The organism is Bacteroides mediterraneensis (genome assembly GCF_016900355.1).
GTDB lineage: Bacteria > Bacteroidota > Bacteroidia > Bacteroidales > Bacteroidaceae > Phocaeicola.
The window spans coordinates 1-22,179 of the sequence record NZ_JACJKA010000004.1 but is presented as its reverse complement, the minus strand read 5'-3'; the positions used below and the strand labels follow the sequence as shown (position 1 = coordinate 22,179).

The 22,179-nt window shown below is 43.9% G+C and carries 20 protein-coding genes; 9 read left to right on the top strand and 11 right to left on the bottom strand.

Features of this window, described 5'->3' with window-relative positions:
- Positions 1 to 16 precede the first annotated feature (16 nt).
- On the bottom strand, positions 17 to 823 hold the full coding sequence (locus H6A28_RS03945; protein ID WP_204478949.1) for a 4Fe-4S binding protein: 807 nt from the start codon (positions 821 to 823) through the stop codon (positions 17 to 19).
- 116 nt (positions 824 to 939) lie between these two features.
- Here H6A28_RS03945 and ruvB point away from each other — a divergent pair, with 116 nt between their 5' ends.
- Genes ruvB through H6A28_RS03930 form a run of 3 tightly spaced genes read left to right on the top strand, consistent with a single transcriptional unit; the run spans position 940 to position 4,868 of the window.
- On the top strand, positions 940 to 1,965 hold the full coding sequence (gene ruvB / locus H6A28_RS03940; protein WP_204475594.1) for a Holliday junction branch migration DNA helicase RuvB: 1,026 nt from the start codon (positions 940 to 942) through the stop codon (positions 1,963 to 1,965).
- A 9-nt stretch (positions 1,966 to 1,974) separates the two neighbouring features.
- Positions 1,975 to 3,465, top strand: coding sequence for a lipopolysaccharide biosynthesis protein (locus tag H6A28_RS03935; protein ID WP_204478947.1), 1,491 nt, complete (start codon positions 1,975 to 1,977; stop codon positions 3,463 to 3,465).
- A 44-nt stretch (positions 3,466 to 3,509) separates the two neighbouring features.
- Positions 3,510 to 4,868, top strand: a complete 1,359-nt coding sequence (locus H6A28_RS03930; protein ID WP_204475592.1) for a TIGR00341 family protein — start codon at positions 3,510 to 3,512, stop codon at positions 4,866 to 4,868.
- A 55-nt stretch (positions 4,869 to 4,923) separates the two neighbouring features.
- Here H6A28_RS03930 and H6A28_RS03925 read toward each other — a convergent pair whose 3' ends face one another.
- Positions 4,924 to 5,934 carry an ATP-dependent 6-phosphofructokinase gene (locus H6A28_RS03925; protein ID WP_204478939.1) on the bottom strand — a complete coding sequence of 337 codons (1,011 nt, stop codon included), beginning with the start codon at positions 5,932 to 5,934 and terminating at the stop codon, positions 4,924 to 4,926.
- A 153-nt stretch (positions 5,935 to 6,087) separates the two neighbouring features.
- Here H6A28_RS03925 and H6A28_RS03920 point away from each other — a divergent pair, with 153 nt between their 5' ends.
- Genes H6A28_RS03920 through H6A28_RS03910 form a run of 3 tightly spaced genes read left to right on the top strand, consistent with a single transcriptional unit; the run spans position 6,088 to position 10,348 of the window.
- Positions 6,088 to 7,593, top strand: a complete 1,506-nt coding sequence (locus H6A28_RS03920; RefSeq protein ID WP_204478937.1) for a GH3 auxin-responsive promoter family protein — start codon at positions 6,088 to 6,090, stop codon at positions 7,591 to 7,593.
- 17 nt (positions 7,594 to 7,610) lie between these two features.
- The gene (locus H6A28_RS03915) at positions 7,611 to 9,536 is read left to right on the top strand and encodes an Ig-like domain-containing domain (protein ID WP_204475589.1); all 1,926 of its coding nucleotides are present in this window, start codon (positions 7,611 to 7,613) and stop codon (positions 9,534 to 9,536) included.
- Positions 9,533 to 10,348: a DUF3108 domain-containing protein gene (locus H6A28_RS03910; protein ID WP_204478935.1), complete on the top strand. Its 816-nt coding sequence runs from the start codon at positions 9,533 to 9,535 to the stop codon at positions 10,346 to 10,348. Before H6A28_RS03915 ends, H6A28_RS03910 begins: the two co-directional genes overlap by 4 nt.
- A 136-nt stretch (positions 10,349 to 10,484) precedes the next feature.
- On the opposite strand, the gene rnc is transcribed toward H6A28_RS03910, so the two are convergent.
- The 4 genes from rnc to pdxB form a co-directional block, all read right to left on the bottom strand.
- The gene (gene rnc, locus H6A28_RS03905; RefSeq protein ID WP_204478933.1) at positions 10,485 to 11,507 is read right to left on the bottom strand and encodes a ribonuclease III; all 1,023 of its coding nucleotides are present in this window, start codon (positions 11,505 to 11,507) and stop codon (positions 10,485 to 10,487) included.
- A gap of 3 nt (positions 11,508 to 11,510) precedes the next feature.
- Positions 11,511 to 12,776, bottom strand: a complete 1,266-nt coding sequence (gene fabF / locus H6A28_RS03900; protein WP_204475586.1) for a beta-ketoacyl-ACP synthase II — start codon at positions 12,774 to 12,776, stop codon at positions 11,511 to 11,513.
- 15 nt (positions 12,777 to 12,791) lie between these two features.
- Positions 12,792 to 13,028, bottom strand: a complete 237-nt coding sequence (locus H6A28_RS03895) for an acyl carrier protein (protein ID WP_022353800.1) — start codon at positions 13,026 to 13,028, stop codon at positions 12,792 to 12,794.
- A gap of 157 nt (positions 13,029 to 13,185) precedes the next feature.
- Entirely contained in the window at positions 13,186 to 14,196 is a 1,011-nt protein-coding gene (pdxB, locus tag H6A28_RS03890) for a 4-phosphoerythronate dehydrogenase PdxB (RefSeq protein WP_204475585.1), read from the bottom strand.
- Between the two features lie 144 nt (positions 14,197 to 14,340).
- On the opposite strand from pdxB, the gene H6A28_RS03885 reads away from it, so the two are divergent.
- Complete coding sequence (locus tag H6A28_RS03885; protein WP_204475584.1) at positions 14,341 to 14,946, top strand: DUF4254 domain-containing protein; 606 nt, start codon at positions 14,341 to 14,343, stop codon at positions 14,944 to 14,946.
- Positions 14,947 to 14,963: 17 nt separating this feature from the next.
- The gene (locus H6A28_RS03880; protein ID WP_204478931.1) at positions 14,964 to 15,995 is read left to right on the top strand and encodes a glycosyltransferase family 9 protein; all 1,032 of its coding nucleotides are present in this window, start codon (positions 14,964 to 14,966) and stop codon (positions 15,993 to 15,995) included.
- 17 nt (positions 15,996 to 16,012) lie between these two features.
- Here H6A28_RS03880 and H6A28_RS03875 read toward each other — a convergent pair whose 3' ends face one another.
- On the bottom strand, positions 16,013 to 17,848 hold the full coding sequence (locus tag H6A28_RS03875) for an ABC transporter ATP-binding protein (protein ID WP_204475613.1): 1,836 nt from the start codon (positions 17,846 to 17,848) through the stop codon (positions 16,013 to 16,015).
- Between the two features lie 125 nt (positions 17,849 to 17,973).
- On the opposite strand from H6A28_RS03875, the gene H6A28_RS03870 reads away from it, so the two are divergent.
- Positions 17,974 to 18,891, top strand: a complete 918-nt coding sequence (locus tag H6A28_RS03870; protein ID WP_204478930.1) for a lysophospholipid acyltransferase family protein — start codon at positions 17,974 to 17,976, stop codon at positions 18,889 to 18,891.
- Between the two features lie 37 nt (positions 18,892 to 18,928).
- Here the strand turns inward: H6A28_RS03870 and H6A28_RS03865 are convergent, their stop codons facing one another.
- From H6A28_RS03865 to H6A28_RS03850, 4 genes are all read right to left on the bottom strand, one after another.
- Positions 18,929 to 19,681 (bottom strand): glycosyltransferase family 32 protein, encoded by a 753-nt coding sequence (locus H6A28_RS03865; protein ID WP_204475581.1) that lies wholly within the window; start codon positions 19,679 to 19,681, stop codon positions 18,929 to 18,931.
- A gap of 7 nt (positions 19,682 to 19,688) precedes the next feature.
- Positions 19,689 to 20,444: a lipopolysaccharide kinase InaA family protein gene (locus H6A28_RS03860; protein WP_204478928.1), complete on the bottom strand. Its 756-nt coding sequence runs from the start codon at positions 20,442 to 20,444 to the stop codon at positions 19,689 to 19,691.
- 2 nt (positions 20,445 to 20,446) lie between these two features.
- Complete coding sequence (locus H6A28_RS03855) at positions 20,447 to 21,586, bottom strand: glycosyltransferase family 4 protein (RefSeq protein WP_204475579.1); 1,140 nt, start codon at positions 21,584 to 21,586, stop codon at positions 20,447 to 20,449.
- 147 nt (positions 21,587 to 21,733) lie between these two features.
- Positions 21,734 to 22,179: transposase (locus tag H6A28_RS03850; RefSeq protein WP_204478927.1), on the bottom strand; the 446-nt coding region annotated here is incomplete at its 5' end.

Sequence of the window (22,179 nt, the reverse complement as noted above, 5' to 3'; positions counted from 1 at the left end):
AAACGCTGGGTTGAGATTAGAAAAACAATTCCGGTTGACGGCGGGCACTGCACTTTTCGTGGAGGATGGCCGCAAATGGAGACTTGAACTCACGGGCCTTGTTTGGACAAACTTTTACGCAGGCACAACATTTGATGCATTGCTGGATGTCCGTTTCAATGGCAGTCTGGTCCGCATTGAAATGAATGGCGTGAGTCGGGCAGACTTCGATACACTCGCCACAGGCAAAGCAATTTTCCGTACAGGTAGGACATGCAGGGGCACCCGGCGTCCACAATTTATAAGGAAAATTCCCTTTGACGGTCAGCTCGGGAATTGGGGTACCGGCTGTATGCAGTTGGTTCCATTTTTCCAGGCTGTCCTTCCCGAACCCGCGGGACTGCTGCAAATCATCGGTATCCGGCCGTCCGGCGGCAATCGGCAGTTCGGGTGTGCTGTAACTGTGCTCTCCAATGAAGGCTCCGGCAGTCAGGGGCGCAAAGCCCAGGCTGATGGCCGTATCCCGAAGTTCCCGTAAGGCATCTTCGTAATCCCGGTTGCCATATACGACGACGAGAATCACGGGAGCTCCGTTTCCTTTGAGACGCTGTAAACGTTGCAGGGCAAGGGTCGGTACTCGTCCACCATAGACAGGGGTGGCAATGACACACAATTCTCCTTGCATCTCAATTGGAGAGGAAGATTCATCCAAGGTCAGGTCGGTTTCTATTCTCCTTTCCATGCCGATACCTTCTCCAATGGCCCGTGCAATCTGGGCCGAGGTGTGGGTGGGAGAGAAGAAAATCAATCGGTTTCCATTCAGTGGGGTAGTGGTTGATGTCATAAATTCAATCAGTTTTTGTAGTAGACAAAAATACAATATATAAACGAATTTCGGGATTCTTCATCGGGGATTCTTCTTTTATTCGTACTTTTGTGACCAGACTTTTAGACGAATTTATGGAAGAACAATTTGATATACGTGATTATAAACCTACCGGAAAAGAGCGTGACTTTGAAAATGCGCTCCGTCCGCTCCAGTTTGAAGACTTCAGCGGACAGGACAAGGTGGTGGACAATCTGCGCATCTTTGTAAAAGCGGCACGGCTTCGGGCGGAAGCACTCGACCACGTATTACTCCACGGCCCTCCCGGACTGGGAAAAACCACATTGAGCAACATCATTGCCAATGAACTGGGGGTAGGGTTCAAGGTGACTTCTGGCCCGGTACTCGATAAGCCTGGGGATTTGGCCGGGGTATTGACGAGCTTAGAACCGAACGACGTGCTGTTCATCGACGAGATTCATCGGTTGAGTCCGGTGGTAGAGGAGTACTTGTACTCGGCCATGGAAGATTATCGCATCGACATCATGATTGACAAAGGCCCTTCGGCCCGTAGCATCCAGATAGACCTGAACCCGTTCACCCTGGTGGGAGCCACGACCCGCAGTGGATTGCTGACAGCTCCGCTTCGTGCCCGTTTTGGCATCAACCTCCATCTGGAATATTACGATGATTCCATACTGACGCGTATCGTTCTTCGTTCGGCCCGTATTCTGGATGTGCCGTGCGATGTGGATGCGGCAGGAGAAATTGCGTCACGCAGTCGGGGAACTCCTCGTATTGCTAATGCTTTGCTCAGACGGGTGCGCGATTTCGCACAAGTGAAAGGTTCGGGGCGGATAGACCTGGAGATTGCCCGTTTCGCCCTCGAAGCCTTGAACATAGACCGGTATGGGTTGGATGAGATAGACAACAAGATTCTCTGTACACTCATCGACAAGTTCAAGGGAGGTCCGGTGGGACTGACTACCATTGCCACTGCCTTGGGAGAAGACCCAGGAACGTTGGAAGAAGTGTACGAGCCTTTCCTTATCAAGGAAGGGTTCCTGAAGCGTACTCCCCGAGGACGTGAAGTGACCGAACTGGCGTATAAACATTTAGGAAAAAGTAAATACAGCAGTGAGAAGACACTGTTTGATTAATTGAAGAATATGGCCGGAATAAAATCTTTGGCAAAGGATACTGCCATTTATGGACTGAGCAGTATCGTAGGACGTTTTTTGAATTATTTGTTGGTACCTCTCTATACGGCCGTGTTGCCCGCTGCTTCCGGAGGATACGGAGTGGTATCGAATGTATATGCTTATACGGCATTGATTTTGGTGTTGCTGACTTTCGGTATGGAAACGGGATTCTTCCGTTTCGCCAACAAGTCGGACGAGGATGCCCAAAAGGTGTATGCCAACTCCCTGCTGTTCGTGGGAGGACTTTCGTTGTTGTTTGTGGTGCTGTGCATGGTGTTCCTGCATCCGCTTTCTGCCTTGTTGGAATATCCGGACCATCCCGATTACATTGCGATGATGGTGTGTGTGGTGGCCCTCGATTCTTTCCAGTGCATCCCTTTTGCGTATCTGCGTTACAAGAAGCGCCCCATCAAGTTCGCTTCCATTAAATTGTTGAACATTGTAGGAAACATTCTGTTGAATCTGTTCTTCCTGCTTGTCTGTCCGTGGCTGAATGCTCATGCCCCAGAGACGGTGAACTGGTTCTATAATCCGGAGTATTTGGTGGGCTACATCTTCGTGTCCAACTTGATTATGTCGGCCTTGCAGATGTTCTTCTTCATTCCGGAGCTGCGTGGCGTGTCTTATCATATGGACAAGGTGTTGATGAAGCGTATGATCAACTATTCATTCCCGATTCTGATATTCGGGTTGGTCGGTATCCTGAACCAGACGGTCGACAAGATGATTTATCCTTATCTGTTCGATGACCGTTCGGAAGGGCTGGTGCAGTTGGGTATCTACAGTGCCACAAGTAAGGTGGCACTGGTCATGGCGATGTTCACGCAAGCTTTCCGTTATGCCTATGAGCCGTTTGTCTTTGGCAAGAACAAGGATGCAGACAGCAAGAAAGTTTACTCTTCGGCCATGAAGTTTTTCTTTATATTCTCATTATTGGCCTTCTTGGCCGTGATGGGCTACATGGACATCCTGAAATATATGGTGGCTTCCGACTACTGGGAAGGATTGAGCGTGGTGGCTATCGTCATGTTGGCCGAGATTTTCAAGGGCATTTATTTCAACCTTTCTTTCTGGTACAAGTTGACCGATGAAACCTACTGGGGCGCTTACTTCTCCTTGATTGGTTGCGCCGTGATTCTGGGACTGAATATCTGGCTGGTGCCGATTTACGGATATGTGGCTTCCGCTTGGGCTTCAGTAGCAGGCTACGGAGTAATTACCTTGTTGTCTTATTTTATCGGGCAAAAGAAGTATCCGGTAGCTTATCCGTTGAAAGACATGGCGTTCTATCTGATTGTGGCTGTGGTGCTCTATGTGTTGTCACAGGAAACGCCGATTGCCAATCTTTGGTTGCGTTTAGGCTTCCGTACGATATTAATTTTGCTGTTTGTCGCATTTATTATCAAAAAAGACTTACCTTTAAGGACTTTACCTTTTGTCGGTCGCTTTTTCCGGTAACCGGCAAGAGGATGTTATTTACCATGTAATCTAATCGGGCTTTTATGGAACTGAGAAACAAACGAAAATTTCTGCTTCGTAAATTTTTCAATGAATATCTGGATTTGAACCGGAGCAAGGAAGACGAGCAACTGACGGTGGAAACTATCCGCAACGGGGTGGAATTTAAAGGGACCAACTTATGGGTCTTGATTTTTGCGACTTTCATTGCGTCGTTGGGCTTGAACGTCAATTCTACGGCGGTGATTATCGGTGCCATGCTGATTTCTCCGTTGATGGGACCGATCATGGGAGTGGGTCTCTCCATCGGTTTGAATGATTTCGAGCTGATGAAACGTTCCTTGAAAAGCTATCTGGTGGCTACGTTGTTCAGCGTGACGACCGCCACGATTTATTTTGCCTTTACTCCGCTGGATGAGGTGCAGTCGGAATTGTTGGCTCGTACGTCACCCACCATCTACGATGTGTTTATTGCCTTGGTCGGCGGGTTGGCCGGTATTGTGGCGTTGGCTACCAAAGAGAAAGGAAATGTAATACCGGGTGTAGCTATTGCTACGGCCTTGATGCCGCCTTTGTGTACGGCCGGTTTCGGACTGGCTACGGGTAATCTGTTGTATTTCTTAGGTGCCTTTTATCTGTATTTCATCAATTCTGTATTTATCAGTCTGGCCACTTACATCGGGGTGCGAGTGATGCACTTTCAGCGCAAGCAGTTTGTCGACAAGGCCCGCGAGAAGCTGGTGAAGCGCTACATTATCTGGATTACCATTGGTACCATGTGTCCGGCCGTGTATCTTACCTATAACATTGTGCGAGAAACCTTCTATCAGACGTCTGCCAGTCATTTTATTGCAGAGGAACTGCAGTTTCCCGATTCTCAGGTGTTGAGTCGTGAAATTTCCTATGACAAACGGGAAATAAAGGTAGTATTGGTGGGCAAGGAGGTGTCTAAGGAACAAATAGCTGCCGCACAGCACCGCCTGCCAGATTACAATCTGGCGAAAACCAAGCTGGTAGTATTCCAAGGGATGGGAGATGGCAATGCCGTAGACATCAGCAACATCAAGTCGATGGTGATGGAAGATTTCTACCGGAACAGTGAGAAACGCTTGAAGGAGCAGGAGGCTGAAATTGATACCCTGCACAAACAATTGGCTGATTTTTCTGGTTCAGACTGGCTGGGAAAACAGTTGGGACAAGAACTCAAGGTATTGTTCCCGGAAATTAAATCCTTGTCTGTATCCAAAAGCTTGCGTTTGTCGGTGGATAGTTCGAGAGTGGATACGTTGACTTTTGCGATTATTGATTGTCGTAAAGTGCCTGACTTGAAAAGCAAGGAGAAGATTGTGAAATGGTTAAAAGCAAAGACGGGGGACACTCATCTAAAATTGATTGTCGAGTAAGTTGAATAAAGTGTACTAAATGGTTGGCATCAACCTATTTAGTACACTTCTTTATTTATCCGAAACAGATTCCCATACGGCGGCCTTGTACGACCAAATCATGGTCTTCTGTCACTAATTTCAGTTTCCCATCTACTTCACTGAGTGGCACAGAATCGATGGTGTCTCCTTTCAGGGCGACCATTCGTCCGAATAGGCCTTGTGCGATTAGCTCGGTAGCATGTCCTCCCATGCGAGTGGCGAGGTTACGGTCGTAAGCTGTAGGACTTCCTCCTCGTTGGATGTAGCCTAACACCGTTTCGCGTGTTTCAAAGCCAGTTTCATATTCAATTTCTTCGGCAATGTATTGTGCGGCTTTTTTTCCTCCCAAGGTAGGAATACCTTCTGCCACTACGACGATAGAGTAAGGCTTTCCTTTCTTGAGACGTCCGATGATGGCATCGCCGATGCGGTGGATGTCGAACGGAATTTCCGGAAGCAGAATAATATCACCTCCTCCAGCCATTCCTGAATACAGGGCAATCCATCCGGCTTTGTGTCCCATCACTTCAATGACCATCACTCGCTGGTGGGCACTGGCTGTGGAATGCAGACGGTCGATGGCATCAGTAGCGATAGAAACAGCCGAATCAAAACCGAATGAAACATCGGTTCCCCATACGTCGTTATCGATTGTTTTAGGAATACTGACTACGTGAACTCCTGCTTCAGCCAGTTTGGCCGCTGTTTTTTGTGTTCCGTTTCCTCCGATACACACAATACAATCCAGCTGTCGGTCGTGGATAGTCTGTAGTAGGATGGCAGGCTTGTCTTCCGAGACGGCAGTACCTTTTTTCTTGAAAGGTTTTTCACGCGAAGTGCCGAGAATAGTTCCACCCATGTTCAGAAGACCTGTAAGTGAACTTTCATCCATGGGAATGATGTCATTGTCCAGCAATCCTCGGAATCCACTGTGAATTCCGTACACTTCCATTCCGTAATGATTGATGGCTGTCTTGCAAACTCCTCGGATTGTAGCGTTTATGCCGGGACAGTCACCACCTGAAGTCAAGATTCCTATCTTCATGTTTTGTTGTATTAATAGATTGTGTGGTAAAGGTAAGAAAAAACTGTATATTTGTCGTAGAGGTGGAAAAAATAATGTTCCTGCCTGTTGATTTAGGCAGAAAAAATCTACCTTTGCATATCTCACATATAAGGATTTGAAATTTAAAAACGAATGAATTCAACGAAGTTAATAGGAAAGATATTTGCTCCCAGACAAAGGGAAATTGACCTATATGGGACAAAGGCTGAAGAAATTCAGAACCATGTATTCCGAAAACTGATACAGAAAGCAGCTTCTACAGAATGGGGCACAAAATATGATTTCAGCCAAATCCGGAACTATACCGATTTTCAACATGTGCCGATACAGACATATGAAGATGTAAAAGGGTATGTAGACCGCATGCGTCATGGGGAAAAGGATGTGTTGTGGCCGGGGAAGGTTATTTGGTATGCCAAATCTTCTGGCACTACCAATGACAAAAGTAAATTCATTCCTGTCAGTCCGGAGGGCCTGAAAGGAATTCATTACCGAGGAGGTACAGATGCAGTGGCGCTTTATCTGCGGGAGAATCCGGAAAGCCGTTTCTTCTCGGGGAAAGGCTTGATTTTAGGTGGAAGCCATAGTCCGAATTACAATGTGAAAGACAGTCTGGTGGGGGATCTCTCTGCTATTTTGATTCAAAATATCAATCCGTTGGTCAATCTGATTCGGGTACCGAAAAAAGAGATTGCCTTGTTGAGTGAGTTCGAGGAGAAGGTGGAACGTATTGCCGAAACGACTATTCATCAGAATGTGACGAATCTTTCGGGTGTGCCTTCGTGGATGCTGGCTGTGATACATCGCATTCTGGAGAAGACTGGAGCCAAGCATCTCAATGAGGTGTGGCCGAATCTGGAGGTATTTTTTCATGGGGGAGTATGCTTTACGCCTTATCGTGAGCAGTATAAAGAATTGATTCCTTCTGATAAGATGCATTATATGGAGACGTATAATGCCAGTGAAGGTTTCTTTGGTTTGCAAAGTGATTTGCACGACCCGGCCATGCTGCTGATGATTGATTACGACGTGTTCTATGAATTTATTCCGTTGGAAGATATTGATAAACCGAATCCGACTATCGTACCCTTGTGGGGGGTAGAAGTCGGACGCAACTATGCGATGGTTATTACTACCTCGTGCGGCTTGTGGCGTTATATTATTGGCGATACGGTGAAGTTTACACAGAAAGATCCTTATAAGTTCATTATTTCCGGTCGTACAAAGCATTTTATTAATGCCTTTGGCGAGGAACTGATGGTGGACAATGCCGAAAAAGGATTGGAGCGTGCCTGCAAGGAAACGGGGGCCCAGGTGTTGGAATATACGGCGGCACCAGTGTTTATGGATGCCAATGCCAAGTGCCGTCACCAGTGGTTGATTGAGTTCAGCGTGATGCCCGATTCGCTGGAAAAGTTCACACAGGTGCTCGATACTGCTTTACAGGAGATTAATTCGGACTATGAAGCCAAACGGCATAAGGACATTACTTTGCAGCGGTTGGAAGTGATTGTGGCCCGTGAGGGACTGTTCCACGACTGGTTGAAGCAGAAAGGTAAGCTGGGCGGACAGCACAAAATACCTCGTCTGAGCAACGGTCGTGATTATATTGAAGAAATGTTGAAACTGAATAACTAGACGACAGACAATTACAGATGAGACCTATTCCTAAATATGTAGCTTTTTTGCTCGTTATTATCGGGTTCTATGCCTGTGCGAGTACGGGTATGCCCGATGGGGGGCCGTATGACGAAACACCACCTAAGTTTGTGCGTGCGAATCCGGAACCCAATGCGACGAACAACAAGCGAAAGAAAATCTCCATTGAATTCGACGAATACATTAAGTTGGACAATCCGTCGGAGAAAGTGATTATTTCTCCCCCTCAAAAGGAGGCTCCTGAAGTGAAAGTGAGCGGACATAGGGTATTGGTGGAATTTTTTGATACGCTTCGGGAAAATACTACCTATACCGTGGACTTTGGAGATGCTATTGTTGACAACAACGAAGATAATCCTTTAGGAAATTTTGCCTATGCGTTTTCCACGGGGGCACATATTGACACGATGGAGGTCTCAGGAACAATACTGAACGCAGAAAATCTGGAGCCGGTGAAAGGGATTCAGGTGGGACTTCATCAGAACTTAGAGGACAGTGCGTTCGTAAAATTGCCGTTCGACCGTATTTCGCGTACTGACAGCCGCGGACATTTTACCATCCGGGGAGTGGCTCCGGGGAAATACCGTATCTATGCCTTGATGGATGGAAACCAGAATTATCTGTTTGACTCAAAAACAGAAGCGATTGCTTTTCAGGATTCGCTGGTAATTCCTGATATGCGTCAAGCAGTGCGGCAGGATACAGTGTGGAACGAACTCGATACGCTGGCATACGATACGATTTACGAGGTACACTATACACGATTCCTGCCCGACAATTTGGTCCTGCGTTCATTTAAGGAAGAGAATTCGATGCAGTATTTGGTGAAAAGCGAGCGGGAACAACTGAATCGTTTTTCGCTGTATTTTAGTGCAAAGGCTGATACGCTGCCTACAATTAAGGGACTGGATTTTGATGAGAAGAATGCGTTTGTCATTGAAAGTAATCCTCGAAACGATACAATCCGTTATTGGATTAAGGATACGGTGATGTGTGAACGGGATACATTGACTTTCCAGATGGATTATTTGGCCACGGATACTTTGGGACAGTTGGTTCCGAAAACCGATACGTTGCGTATGGTGAACAAGATTGACAAGAAACGGCGTATGGCTTTGGCCGAAGAGGCGATGAAGAAAGAAGAGAAGGAACGGAAAAAACGAGCTAAAAAAGGAGATACGTTGAAGGTAGAGCCTAAGTTTTTTGCGATGTCGGTGGATGCTCCTTCCAGTCTGGATTTGAACCGGAATATTGTCTTGAAGTTTGATGAACCTGTAGAACATATTGATACGGCTGCCATTCATATGGCTGTTAAGGTGGATTCTTTGTGGAATACCATTCCATTTATTCTGATGAAAGATTCAATAGTTCCTCGTCAGTATCAGATTTTAGCAGATTGGCAGCCTGGACAAGAATACCAACTTAAAATAGATTCGTTGGGCATTAAAGGCATTTACGGGCTTTATACAGATAAAGTAGAAAAGGAATTAAAGGTGAAAACATTGGAGGAGTATGGCACATTGTATCTGAATATTGTCGGTGCTGGACCTCATGCCATCGTGCAGTTGCTGAATAGTAGTGACGGGGTGGTTCGCCAGCAGCCGGTGACAGATAAGAATACGTGTGACTTTTATTTCCTTCAGCCCAGTACGAAGTATTATATTCGTTTGTTCAACGACGACAATAATAACGGGGTGTGGGATACCGGCAATTACGAAGAAAAACGGCAACCGGAAGAAGTGTTCTACTTTCCGAAAGTGTGGGAAATGAAAGCTAACTTTGAGTTTGAAGAAACGTGGGATGTGCATGCTGTACCACTCGACAAACAGAAGTTGGACGAGATAAAGAAACAAAAGCCCGATGAGGCGAAAAAAATCAAGGACCGCAACAAAGAGCGGGCGCGTAAACTAGGAAAAACATGATTAAGAAACTGATTCTTTGCCTTTTCCTCCTGGTGGGAGGAATGGCAGCCAATGCACAATGTGGTGCTGTAAATGATGCAATCAAGCCAGGGGAGACGCTCTCTTATGAGCTGAAGTTTAACTGGAAGTTTGTCTGGATCAATGCCGGATGGGCAAAGATGACGGTCAATGAGATGAAATACAAGGGTATCCCGTGTCTAAAGACAGATTTGCAGTCATACACTAACAAGAAGATTGATTTCTTCTTCAAGATGCGTGATACGCTGACTTGCATTACGTCGAAAGATTTGGTCCCGCTGTATTTCAGAAAAGGAGCGGAAGAAGGGAAACGCTATACGGTGGACGAGGTAAAGTTCAGTTATCAGAACGGAAAATGTATCGTCGACCAGCAACGAACATTGCGGGGGCATACGGATAAACGTCACGACGTGATGCCAGTTTGTGTTTACGATATGTTGAGTATCCTTTTGCAGGCACGTTCGTATGATCCTACCGACTATAAGCCTGGTCAAAAGATTCTTTTTTCCATGGCAACCGGAAGAGAGGTGGAAAAGCAGACTTTGATTTACCGTCGCAAGGAGAATTATAAGGCAGAGAATGGAGTAACTTACCGCTGTCTGGTATTCTCGTTGGTAGAATATGTGGGCGAAGAAAAGAAGGAAAAGGAAGTCATTACCTTCTACGTGACGGACGATCGTAATCATTTGCCGGTACGTTTGGATATGTATTTGAATTTTGGTTCGGCGAAAGCCTTCCTGACCGATATCAAGGGAAATCGGCATCCGTTGACTTCTGTGGTCAAGGAAAAATAAGGCAGGAGCCTGTCGGGAAGAAAGAGTCTTTTAAGACTGAATATACAAAAAATCCTCAACTATTACTTCGGGGTAGTTGAGGATTTACTGTTTAGGTAATCAGGCATTTGCTGCCACTTGTAGCGCTATGTAACGCTTATGTAGTGGCAGGTGTTTCCTGTGTGTCTTTTTCAGGTTCTTCTGTAAGCTGGAAAGCGGCTTCTTCTGCTTCTGCAATAATCCGTTCCACATCGTCGTACTTCTCTTCTGTGGCTGTCGCTTCTTCGGTGACTTCCAAGGAAGCGACTTTCACCTCTTCGGCTGTTTCTTCAGCAGAGGGTAGATTATCACTCTGACTGGTTTCCTGTGTCATTTCAGGAGAAGCACTTTGGACTTCTTCAGTTGCCTTTTCACGAGCTGCTTTTTCGGCAAAGATTGTATCAATAAACTGCGGATCGTTCTTGATTTTGTTCAAGGTTTCATGGGCTGCTTCCTGTTGTGATTCCTTTTTGGAATATCCCTTTCCTTGTCCTGCGGGAACCTGTTCTACCATGACCTGTGTCTCGAATACCGGATTCAGGTCTTCATCAACTGTTTGTTCCAAAAGACTGAACTCGATGAGAAACCGGTTTTTCTGCCCCCATTCAATCAATTTCGATTTGAAGTTGACTTCCTTACGTGACAGCTTGTCCAAGTTAAGATAAGGCTTGATAATGCGTTCTTCCATGAAGAACTTGCAGGTGACATATCCCCTGTCCAGGTAGATGGCTCCTACGAGTGCTTCAAAGGCATTGCCGCACATATAGCTGTTGTGTGATGATTGTCGGGTAGTGTATTTAATCAGCTTGTCCAGTCCGATTTGTACTGCAATCCGGTTCAGTGTTTCTCTTTGTACGATTTTAGAGCGCGTATTGGTCAGGAATCCTTCTCGCTTTCCTTCGAACCGTTTGTACACGATATCGGCTACCACTGCATCCAGGATGGCATCTCCCAAGAACTCCAGTCTTTCATTGTTGAGCAGTCGTCCTTTGGCCTTTACGGAAGAGGATTTGTGCAAGAGAGCCTGCTGGTAGATTTCAATGTTCCGCGGATAGAATCCCAGCATCTTATAAAAACAAAGATAAGACTCCTTATCCTTACGAAAAAGGAGTCTTATCTTATCTAGTATATTGCTAAACACAGTTTATTCAGTGTATTTTTTAACGATTACACACGCATTGTGTCCGCCAAATCCGAAGGTGTTGCTCAATGCGGCACGTACAGTACGCTGCTGTGCCTTGTTGAAAGTGAAGTTCAGGTTATAATCGATGTTTTCATCGTTATCGCCTTCTTCGTGGTTGATTGTCGGAGGGACAATGTCATTTTTCACAGACAGTACACATGCAATAGCTTCTACGCCACCTGTTGCTCCCAAAAGGTGACCTGTCATAGATTTAGTAGAACTGATGTTCAGTTTATAAGCATGTTCGCCGAACAGGTCTTTGATAGCTTTTACTTCTGAAATATCACCTACCGGCGTAGAAGTTCCGTGTACGTTGATATAGTCGATATCTTCCGGTTTCATTCCGGCATCTTCCAAGGCGTTTTTCATAACCAGTTTCGCACCCAGACCTTCAGGATGAGAAGCTGTCAGATGATAAGCGTCGGCAGAAGCACCAGTACCAGCGACCTCGGCATAAATCTTTGCGCCACGGGCTTTTGCGTGTTCCAGCTCTTCCAAAATCAGACATCCAGCACCTTCACCCATTACAAAACCGTCACGGCTTGCGCTGAACGGACGTGAAGCATGAGTTGGATCATCGTTACGAGTAGACAGGGCATGCATGGAATTGAAACCACCCACTCCCGCAGGGAAGATGGCAGCTTCTGCTCCACCCGTTACAATGATGTTGGCTTTTCCCAGACGGATATAGTTGAATGCGTCAGCTATAGCGTTTGAAGAAGAAGCACATGCAGAAGTAGTGGTGAAGTTAGGGCCATGGAAGCCATACATAATGGAAATCTGTCCGGCAGCGATGTCTGCAATCATCTTCGGGATGAAGAACGGATTGAATTTCGGTCCGATTGTATCTTTAGTCTTTTCATACCCAGCCACTTCTTCTTCGAAAGTATGAATACCTCCGATTCCGACGCCGAGAATTACTCCGACTTTGTCCAAATCTTCTTTTTCTACGTCGATTCCCGCATCAGTAACAGCTTCTTTAGCAGCTACTATGGCATATTGGGTATAGAGGTCCATTTTACGGGCTTCTTTACGGTCAATATGGTCAGCCGGGTTGAAGTTCTTCACTTCGCAGGCGAATTGAGTCTTGAACTTCGACGCATCAAAATGAGTAATAGGTCCTGCTCCGCTGACGCCGTTCAGGATATTGTTCCAGAATTCTGGAACCGTATTACCTACAGGAGTCAACGCACCAAGACCTGTTACTACTACTCTTTTTAATTCCATAAAAGTAGAATTAAATTATTTTGCGTTAGCTTCGATGTAAGAGATAGCGTCGCCTACAGTCTGGATTTTTTCTGCCTGATCGTCAGGAATAGAGATTCCGAATTCTTTTTCGAATTCCATAATCAATTCTACTGTATCCAAAGAGTCAGCACCCAGATCGTTAGTGAAGCTCGCAGTTGGAACAACTTCTGATTCTTCTACGCCCAATTTATCTACGATAATTTTCTGTACTTTTGATGCGATTTCAGACATAATTCTAATTTTTTAAGTTTATAAATAATGTAATTTATTGATTTTTCGTTGCAAAGGAATAAATATTTCTGCTTTTAAGCAAGTATTCTAACAAATAAATGCATCTCCTTTGCACATTTTTATACATTCTGTGCACGAAAACATGTATTTTTGTGCCTTATTCTCTTCGCAGGGGATAGTCTCCGCGGAGTTGTTCGAACCGTTCCGGATGGGCTCGTAAGTTCTCACAGTCAATGTGGGGATTGTATTGTTGGAGATACTGGAAATCCTCCTCTCCGGAAAGAGTGGGGCGGGAAATCTCCGGTAGGGTGAGATGGAAGTTCATCGGTTTATGGAAAAAACGGCAGAAGGATTCCAGTACCATTCGAGTGGCATTGGCTTTTCCGTCGGCAGAATAGCCGGCAATGTGGGGTGTACCGATGAACACTTTATTGAGCAACTCTTGGTTGATGTGTGGTTCATTTTCCCATACGTCAATCACGGCTCCTGCCACAGTGCTCGTGTCGAGGGCTTCTAATAGGGTTTCTGTTTCTACCACTTCTCCACGGGAGGTGTTGAGGAGATAAGGTTTCCGTTGCAGCTTTTGGAAAAAAGTCCGGTCGGCCAGGTGAAAGGTCTGGTATTTTCCTTCCCGAATCAATGGGGTGTGGAAGGTTAGGATGTCGCATTGCTCAGCCAGTGTGTCCAGTGAAGTGAATCCTTGTTCGCCTGCATCGGCCCGTGGAGGATCGTTCAACAGTACTTTTATGCCGATGCGTTCTGCCATTTGATGGATACGTTCGCCCACGTGTCCTACACCAATAATTCCCAGGCAAGATTCTTTGAGTGATATTCCTTTTTCTTGTTGCAGCAACAACAGAGCCGCATGTATATATTGCTCTACGGCTCCGGCATTGCATCCAGGGCAGTTACTCCACGTAATACCGGCTTTCTGGCAATAGTCTGTGTCAATGTGGTCATAGCCGATGGTAGCTGTACCGATAAAGCGCACTTTGCTGCCTTCCAGCAGCTGGCGGTTGCAAAGCGTACGAGTACGGATGAGTAATGCATCTGCGTCTTTCACTATCTCTGGAGTGAATTCTTTTCCCGGGAGATATACTACGTCCTCTGCCAGTGTTTCGATGAGACCTTTTATATAAGGTATCTTGTTGTCTACAATTACTTTCATTTTTGTGTTGATTTTGCAGAGTTGCAAAGATAGTATTTTCCTTGACTTTTCATTCCATAATTTTGGACGTCTATCAGTTGGTTATTAAGGAAACAATCATTATTTTTGTTTTTCATTATTATTTACCGTTTTAAATTTGTGGTTATGACTTTTACAGAATTATGCCGTCCTATTTTCGAACAGGCTATCAATGATTATCATAAGACGGACAATGTGGATGCTCCGATTCATAATCCTTATCCCGTGAAAAGCATAGAATATTATTTATATCTGAAGAACTGGATTGATACTGTACAATGGCATTTTGAAGATATTATTCGTGATCCGCATATTGATCCGTCGGAAGCATTGGTGCTAAAACGTAGAATCGACAAGTCGAATCAGGACCGTACGGATTTAGTAGAGTTGATTGACAGCTATTTCTTGGATAAGTATAAGAATGTGATGCCGTTGGCAGATGCGACCATTAATACGGAAAGTCCGGCATGGGCTATTGACCGTTTATCGATTCTGGCATTGAAAATTTATCATATGCGTAAAGAAGTCGAACGTACAGATACGGATGAAGCGCATCACAAACAGTGTGAAGCCAAACTGGCAGTCTTGCTGGAACAGCAGAAAGACTTATCGTTGGCTATTGACCAGTTGCTTGCTGACATTGAGGCGGGGCGTAAATACATGAAGGTGTACAAACAGATGAAGATGTACAACGATCCGGCTTTGAATCCGGTATTATATGGTAAGAAATAATCCATTTCCTTGAAATTATGGCAAGGATTCTGGTCATCCGTTTTTCAGCACTGGGGGATGTAGCAATGACAGTCCCAGTGTTGTATTCTTTTGCACAAGCTTTCCCTCAACATCAGATTGTGGTGTTAAGTCGGCCTCATATGGCTGCATTATTTGCAAATGCTCTTTCCAATCTTTCGTTTAGAGGAGTCGATGTGAAGAAAGAATATGCAGGAGTCAAAGGATTATTTCGTTTGTTCCTTCTTCTCCGCCGTGAGCATTTTGATTTTGTGGCCGATCTGCATGGAGTGTTGCGCAGCAGATTCCTTTCTTTGTGTTTTCAGACAAGTGGAGTGAAAGTAGCTTGTATAGACAAGGAGAGAAGTAAAAGAAAGGAACTGGTTTCTCAGAAGCATAAGATATTGGTGCCTCAGACTACCTCTTTTACCCGTTACATACGTGTCTTTCAAAAATTAGGTTTTTCATTCCCGATTTCTTTCCACTCTCTTTATGGAGTGCGAAAAGGAAATATTGATTCCCTTCGTCAAGAAGTGGGATATAAAGGTGAAAATGACCGATGGATTGGGCTGGCTCCGTTTGCGGCCCATAAAGGAAAGATTTATCCGATAGCTCTTCAGGAGCAGGTTGTACAAGCACTCTCAAAGAAAGAAAATGTCACTTTATTTCTTTTTGGAGGTGGAAAGGAAGAAGTCGCTTTGTTGAGTAAATGGGAAGAGACTTATCTTCATGTGATTTCTGTGGCTGGGAAATTTAAGATGTCGCAGGAATTGGCTTTGATGAGTCATTTGGATGTCATGATTGCCATGGACTCCGGCAATATGCATCTGGCTTCCTTGACAGGCATTCCCGTGGTGTCTATTTGGGGAGCTACCCATCCTTATGCCGGTTTTATGGGATGGGGACAAAGCGAAGCCAATGCCATACAAGTGAACTTACCTTGTAGGCCTTGTTCTATTTTTGGAAATAAACCTTGCCTGAGAGGGGACTATGCATGTTTGAATCAGATTACTCCTCGTCAGATCATACAGAAAGTGGAGAGCCTTTTATAAGGCCCTCCACTTATGTCTTATAATGACTGCATGTCATGAAGTCGTTTGTAATACCCATTTTTTTGGATGAGTTCATCGTGGGTTCCTCGTTCTACAATTTCTCCTTCATAGAGTACACATATCTCGTCTGCATTCTTGATGGTAGAGAGACGGTGTGCGATTGCGATGGTTGTACGTGTTTTCATCAGTCTTTCCAGCGCCTCTTGTACCAGACGTTCTGATTCAGTATCAAGGGCGGAGGTTGCTTCGTCCAGAATCAGAATCGGTGGGTTCTTTAAGATAGCCCGTGCGATACTGATACGTTGGCGTTGCCCACCGGAAAGCTTGCTTCCCCGGTCACCGATGTTTGTGTTGTATCCTTCTGGTTTTTCCATGATAAAATCGTGTGCATTGGCAATTTTGGCCGCTTCAATGACCTGTTCCATGGTAGCCCCTTCTACTCCAAAAGCGATGTTATTAAAGAACGTATCGTTGAAAAGAATAGCCTCTTGGTTCACGTTCCCAATCAAACTGCGTAAATCATGAATGGCCACATCCTTGATATTGGTACCGTCGATGGTAATTTCTCCTTGCTGCACGTCGTGGTAGCGCGGTAATAAATCTACGAGAGTTGATTTTCCGGAACCAGATTGTCCGACCAAAGCCACAGTCTTGCCTTTTTCAATGGTCAGGTTGATATGCTTTAAGACTTCTTTCTTTCCGTCATAACTGAATGAAATATCTTTGAATTCAATCTTGTCCTTGACCTTATTCAGCGGTTGCGGATGGATGGGGTCTTGAATGGTATTTTGGGCTTTTAAAATTTTGTCGATGCGCTCCATGGAAGCCAGTCCTCGAGGTATGTTGTAGCTGGCCTTTGAAAATTCTTTCAAAGGATTAATCACACTGTACAGGATGACCATATAAAAAATGAAAGTAGATGCATTGATGGAAGAATGATTGGACAGAATCAAAGACCCACCGAACCAAAGTACGGCTACAATCAGTATTGTTCCTAAAAACTCACTCATCGGATGCGCCGATGATTGGCGAATAGCGACTTTATTTACGGCATCACGATAATCGTTACAGCATTTCTCAAACCGTGATGTCATTTTCTTTTCTGCGATGAAGGCTTTGATGATACGCAACCCTCCTAATGTCTCTTCCAATTGAGACATGGTATCACTCCATCGGTTCTGTGCATCCAGTGATTGACGTTTTAAGGCTCGTCCTACTTTCCCCATTACCCATCCCATGGTAGGCAGGACCAGAATGGTAAACAACGTTAATTGCCAACTGGTAACAATGAGAGTGGCGAAATAAGAGATGATCAGAATAGGATTTTTCAGCAACATGTCTAATGAACTGGTAATGGAGGTTTCCACTTCGTTCACGTCTCCACTCATGCGGGCGATGATGTCTCCTTTGCGTTCTTCCGAGAAGAATCCTAGAGGAAGGGATACCACTTTTTTATAGACTAAAATACGGATGTCTCTTACCACACCGGTCCGGAGTGGAATCATGATGGCAGAGGAACCAAAATAGCAAGCTGTTTTTAGTAAAGTCATTCCGGCAAGGAACAATCCGAGAAAAAGCAAGGTGGTAGCGGGCCCAAAGCTGTCAATCAGCTGGGTTGTATAATAATAGAAATTGTTGGTAGCGACATCTTTGAAATCAGCGCTGCCCCATTCCATTAATTGATACACACTTCTGTTCTCTCCGGTTTTGAACAGGATATTTAGTATAGGAATCAGTAGCGAGAAAGAGAATATATTGAAAACTGCGGACAATACATTCAGTAGTATTGACCACCCTAAGAACTTTTTGTACGGTGAAACAAAGCGCCGCATCAATTGAAAGAATTCTTTCATCATGTTGGTTGAGGGTTTGAAAAATAATGGGCAAAGATAATGTAAATCTGCAAGTTTAACCTGATAAACCTTCTGAAAAAGCAGGAATTTTGTAGTTTTGCAGTGTTTTGTAAAAAAGAGGTGGAATGAAATTTGCATATTATCTGGTTTTTGTCTTGTGGTACTTGTTTTCACTGTTACCATTGCGCGTACTTTATTTTTTCTCGGATCTTTTGTTTATACCTTTATATTATGGCTTTCGTTACAGAGGAAGAATTGTCCGTAAGAATCTGGTAGAGTCATTTCCAGATAAGGACTTAAAGGAGATTAAAGCTATCGAAAGAAAGTTCTATCATTTTTTCTGTGACTATGTGGTAGAAGTGATAAAGATGTTCTCCATCTCTCAAAAAGAGATGAAACGTCGCATGGTATTTACCAATTTAGATGAAGTACGAGCCGAGTTAGAAAAAAATGATAAGAAATTTTGTTTTCTTTATTTAGGGCATTATTGTAATTGGGAATACATTGCTTCTTTGACCGCCTGGATTCCAGGTATGCATGGGGGACAGATTTATCATCGCATTTACAATCAGGCTTTCGATGAGCTTTTTTTACGTTTGCGCGGTCAGTTTGGAGGAGAATCCATTTTGATGAAAGATACGCTTCGCCGAATCCTGACATTAAGAAAACAGGATAAGAGAGTGATGATTGGTTTCATTTCTGACCAGCTCCCAAAGTGGGAGAATATGAATCACTGGACTCGCTTCTTGAATCATGACACTTCTTTCTTTATAGGTTGCGAACGTATTGCGAAGCAGGTAGATGCTGCGCTTTATTATGTAGATGTAGAGCGGGTAAAAAGAGGATATTATCGTGCTACCTTTCGGTTGATGACGCTCCACCCCAAAGAATATCCGGATTATGAGTTGACCGATATGTACGCACGTATGTTGGAAAAAATGATCCAGCGGGAGCCAGCCTATTGGCTTTGGAGCCACAATCGCTGGAAACGTACGAAGGAAGAGTGGGAGCAAAGGATCAATGAAAAGAATCATAATTTATAGAATGATTTATATTATCCTTACTTTTGTAGTTAGGATTTTATCCTCTGCTAAATAAGTGGCCAATTGTTTGTAGGATTTTATGAATTAATTTCTTTTTCCAGCTGTGGGCACAATAATGGATGGCATATGAGGCCGGAGTGACCTCATGTTTATTCCCTGCGAAAATTTCTGAGCGAAATATTTTCATGTTGCAGTTAAGATCTTGATCCTGATCTTTGTAGATAAAGCCATAATTTTCTGCTACTCGGGCGTAAATATAAGGAGATAATACATCGATCGCTAAACTGCCATCTTCTTTAATAAAATGTTTGTCCTGATACCAGTCTAAAACATCTTTTAAGAATGGTATGCCTTTTTCTGCTCCCATAACTGCTGCTTGGATTTGGATTCCAGAGATATAGACATCAGCTGTTCTCTTTCCATCTTTATCGATAAAAGCCATAGTTCCGTCTCGTTCAATTTGGCTAGGATGATATTCTAAGCTGGAGAAGAAAGAGTAATGCAGAAAGTCATCGAATCTTTTTAATATCTTTACGTCAGAGTCAAGATAGATGCCTCCTTCTGTATAGAGGGCATACATTCGGATGTAATCTGCGGCAAAGGCCCATTTGCGCGCTTTGATTGCTTCTTGTACATATACTGGTGCAGTTGATACATCGAAAGTTTCCATGTTCCAAAGTTTTATTTTGTAATCAGGCATGACGTTTTTCCAACTGTCTATGCATTGTCTGATCTTTTTGGGATATGGATCTCCGCTTAACCAGCAGAAATGAATGATTTTAGGTATCATGAGGCTTTTATTTTTTTAATAATTGTTTTATTTTCTCTTTTCGTTGATGCTTTTGTTCCAACTTTTCTAGATAATGAGTGGTATGTGCGAGGGTTTCTTCCTCACTCCATCCCCTTTGTCGGGCATATTCCCGGACCATGAACTCGAATAAGTCTCTTCGGTGAGTAAGCGTACTCAAATTTTTTAGGCATATTTCTTTGGGTGGACAAGTGTCAAAAAAAACAGAGCGATTGATGTCGATTACCTGAAATTGATAATGTGTCTGGGATGTTGATTTCCGAAATAAGAAATTGCCGAAATTCAAGTCTCCATGTATGATTCCTTTCTGATGCATGGAAATAATAAATGTAATCAAGTCTTTCGCAAGTTCTTTGTCATAATCTTCTTTTGGAACCAGATAAGGGAAGGCTGGAGGGTCTGGGCAAGCTGTGCAAATGAAATAGCCGGTAGTGAACAAGCCATGCTCCTTTATTTCTATAAATGCGATTTCATGTGGTGTTTCAATACCTCGTTCCCTGAAGATTTTCGCATAGCGAAAAGCCCTTTCGGCCTTGGTACTCCGAAAGAATGTGTAAGCAATCTGTTGGAAAAAATTAACTCGCTTGAATCGTTTAGCGATGACCGGTATTCCTTGAATGGTAAAACGGCATATTAAGTTTCTGCCAGAATAGACAATCTCTCCCTGTTCCTCGTCGAACATACGTGGGATATCGAAGAGTTCTTTTGTCATGTATTGATAATCCGGAGAAATTTCTATCTTCATATTTATTTTTCTTCTATGAGTGAGTAATATAAACTTATCAGTTCGTCGGCCTGTTTTTTTTCGGAAAACCGGGTAACGTATTTTAGCCCTTGTTCGATTAAATATTGCTTTTTCTCAGGTTGATTCAGCAGGGTATTAATCGCTTCTTTCATTCCTTCTTTGTCGTCAGGATGGACATATATAGAATCCGGTCCGCCTGCTTCTTCCAAGCAAGAACCTGTAGCAGCAATAACAGGTACACCTGAGTGAAGAGCCTCAATAATAGGAATTCCGAAACCTTCAAATCGAGAAGGATACACAAATATTTCGGCTTGCTGGTAGATTGCCGGAAGATACTGGAAGGTCACATTATGAAGAAGATGTACACGTTTTTCTAGTTGGTGCGCGGATATGAAAGCATCAATTTGATTCGTGTAGTGGGTACGTTTTCCTACGAGGACGAGATGGAGGTCTTCGGGAACTCCGATCATGGCTTCTACGGCCAGTAAGGCGTTTTTCCTTTCTTCTATGCTTCCTACACATAATATGTATCTGGCAGGAAGATGGTATTTTGTTCTGGCTTCTTTTTTAAGTCTTTCTTCTGCCGGGTGCGTAAATGATTCGTCGCATCCTTGATAGATTACCCGGATTTTACGTTCGTCAATACCGAAATACTGGATAATATCTCGCCGGGTACATTGACTGATGGCGATGATGGCATCTGCATCCTGACATGCTTTACGAAATTTATAGGTATAAATAAGACGGTCAATAAATGGATAGCATTGTGGATAGCGTAGAAAAATCAAGTCGTGGATGGTTACTACGCTTTTGGTATGAGACGCTTTCCGGATATTGAGTGGAAGTTCATTGCTCAGGCCATGATAGATAGTCACGTGATCCTTCTCCAGATTGTAGGTGATGCCGATAGACCGCCAAATTGAGCGACATTTTTCCCATATTCCCTTGGGAGAAATACAGTGAAGGGCTGGACATACGGAGCGTAAACGGTTGAATGGGGGATTCGAGCGGATACGAGGTGCATAAAGAAGGTATTCGTTTTCTGGATAGAAACGATAAAGAATTTCAATCAGGTAACGGCTGTAGTTGCCTAATCCGGTAAAGTTCTGTACGGCTCGTTTGGCGTCAAATCCTATCCTCATTGTGGGTGTATTTGGTTAAGAAGTTTACAAAGGTAGGTTTTCTTCTTAATTTTACCAATGGAATGGGTGTTTCATTCATGCCTTGTTGTAAAAAAACTTTTTATTTTGGTACATTAGTGTCCCGTTAAAATGGGACGAGTTAAACAATTAATCAAAAAGCCCCGGAATCAGGGGATCATTTAGATCTTTGACATCATTGAAATTAGTCTTGTCGAACAGGTCACGCAAGTGGGTTTTGTCAGTCAATGATATACTGAGAATTTGCAAAACTTCATAGGTTGAACGTTTCAACTTCATATCATGTTGGACAATAGCCACAAGACAGTACGTGATAATAGCCACACTGATTTGTATGCGAACAGCGTTCTCTGTTGTGCCCCAGAATTTCTTTATCTTGAGATGCTGCTTGAGCCATTTGAAGAACAGCTCGATTAACCATCTTTTCTTATAAAGATTGGCGACATCCAGTGCAGAAAGTTGTTTTGCATTCGTCAAGAAAGTGAACTCACGGTCATCCTCTTCGTCGTAATATCGGACGAGTCTGAATGACTCAGGATATTTTTTCTCGGAGAGATATCCGGTCAGTTTCACTT